This window comes from Pseudomonas sp. PICF6 (assembly GCF_009831705.1).
Classification (GTDB): domain Bacteria; phylum Pseudomonadota; class Gammaproteobacteria; order Pseudomonadales; family Pseudomonadaceae; genus Aquipseudomonas; species Aquipseudomonas rhizophila.
On sequence record NZ_WUUD01000002.1, the window covers coordinates 1 to 1,509 of the forward strand.

The 1,509-nt window shown below is 57.2% G+C and carries 2 protein-coding genes; both read right to left on the reverse strand.

Annotated elements, in window-relative coordinates:
• Positions 1 to 38: 38 nt before the first annotated feature.
• On the reverse strand, positions 39 to 875 hold the full coding sequence (locus GSM73_RS01125; RefSeq protein WP_047230569.1) for an IS3 family transposase: 837 nt from the start codon (positions 873 to 875) through the stop codon (positions 39 to 41).
• Complete coding sequence (locus tag GSM73_RS26630) at positions 872 to 1,174, reverse strand: IS3 family transposase (protein ID WP_047230570.1); 303 nt, start codon at positions 1,172 to 1,174, stop codon at positions 872 to 874. The genes GSM73_RS01125 and GSM73_RS26630 overlap by 4 nt, the downstream gene beginning before the upstream one ends.
• Positions 1,175 to 1,509: the final 335 nt, after the last annotated feature.

The window sequence follows — 1,509 nt, forward strand, 5'->3', positions numbered from 1 at the left end:
CTGAACTGGTCAAGTAATTCTGGACACCAGTTAAGGTTTCACGCCGCCAGTTTCTCCATGGCTACCGGCGACCGGTAGTCGTTGTAGCTATGGAGCCTGACGTTGTTGTATCGCATCACATAACGTTGCACATCCACGCGGGCTTCATGCTCCGAGCTGTAGCCATCGTCTGGCACCCACTCTGATTTCAGGCTCCCAAAGAAACGCTCCATCGGGGCGTTGTCCCAGCACTCACCTTTACGACTCATGCTGTGCAGGAGTCCATGCTTGCGCATCTCATTCCTGAATTTGTGGCTGGTGTATTGGCAACCTTGGTCAGAATGAAACAGCACCTCTTTTGGACAGCCTCGCAATTGAACCGCCATTCGCAACGCTTCGCAGGTCAGCGTGGCATCGGAAATCATTGAAAACGACCACCCCACGATCCGGCGAGCAAACAAATCCAACACTGCCGCGAAATACATCCAGCGCTTACCCACCTTGATGTACGTCACATCTCCACACCACACCTGGTTGATCGCCGTGACATCAAACTTGCGCTTGAGCACATGCGGCGCTACCAGCGCTTCCACGCCGGAAGATTTGTACTTGTGCCGCCGCCGCTGATGACTGGCAACACCGGCTTCGCGCATCAAACTGCGAGCCAGATGTCGCCCGACACGATGCCCCTTTGCTTGCAGTTCCTTGGAAAGGGTGCGAGACCCGGCGGATGCTCTGGATTCCTTGTGATGCTCGACCAGCACGGCTTTGAGTTTCTCCCGCTCAGGCTTCACCTTGCCTTGGCGCTGACGCCAGGCGTAAAAGCTGCTGCGGTTGACCCCAAACGCCCGACAGCAATTGTTAACGCCGTACTGCTCGTCCAGCTCGTTGATCAACGAGAATGATCTTTGGAGTCCAAAAGCAGGAGAGCACTGGCCTTTTTTAGGATTTCAATGTCTAGGTCTTTTTGCCTGAGCAACGCTTTGAGCTGCTGAATCTCTCGCTGATCGGCGGTAATCGCCTTAGCCCCCTCGGGGGTCGAACCCAAGCGCTCTTTGCGAACCTGGTCGACCCAACGGCGCAAGGCGGTAGGGCCAATATCCAGGCTGGCACAGACTTCGGGAACGGACTGGCCCTCGTCCAGCACCATGCTGGCAGCCTTGAGCTTGAACTCACTGGAATAAGATTTGCGCATATCCAAACACCTCAGATTTGGGCGCCATCATAGCGCCCGATTGAAGTGTCCAAAATCATTAGGCNAGTTCAGCCTGCTCGCGATAGCGGTGGGTCAGTGGCGGGGATGTTGGCTATGCCGGCGCCTTCGCGAGCAAGCCCGCTCCCACACTGGTCGGGGATGGCCGCAAAATCTTCGTTCGCCGCCAGCTTCTGTGGGAGCGAGCCTGCTCGCGATAGCGGTGGGTCAGTGACGGGGATGTCGGCTATGCCGACGCCTTCGCGAGCAGGCTCGCTCCCACACTGGTCGGGGATGGCCGCAAAATCTTCGTTCGCCGCCAAGCCCCTGTGGGAGCG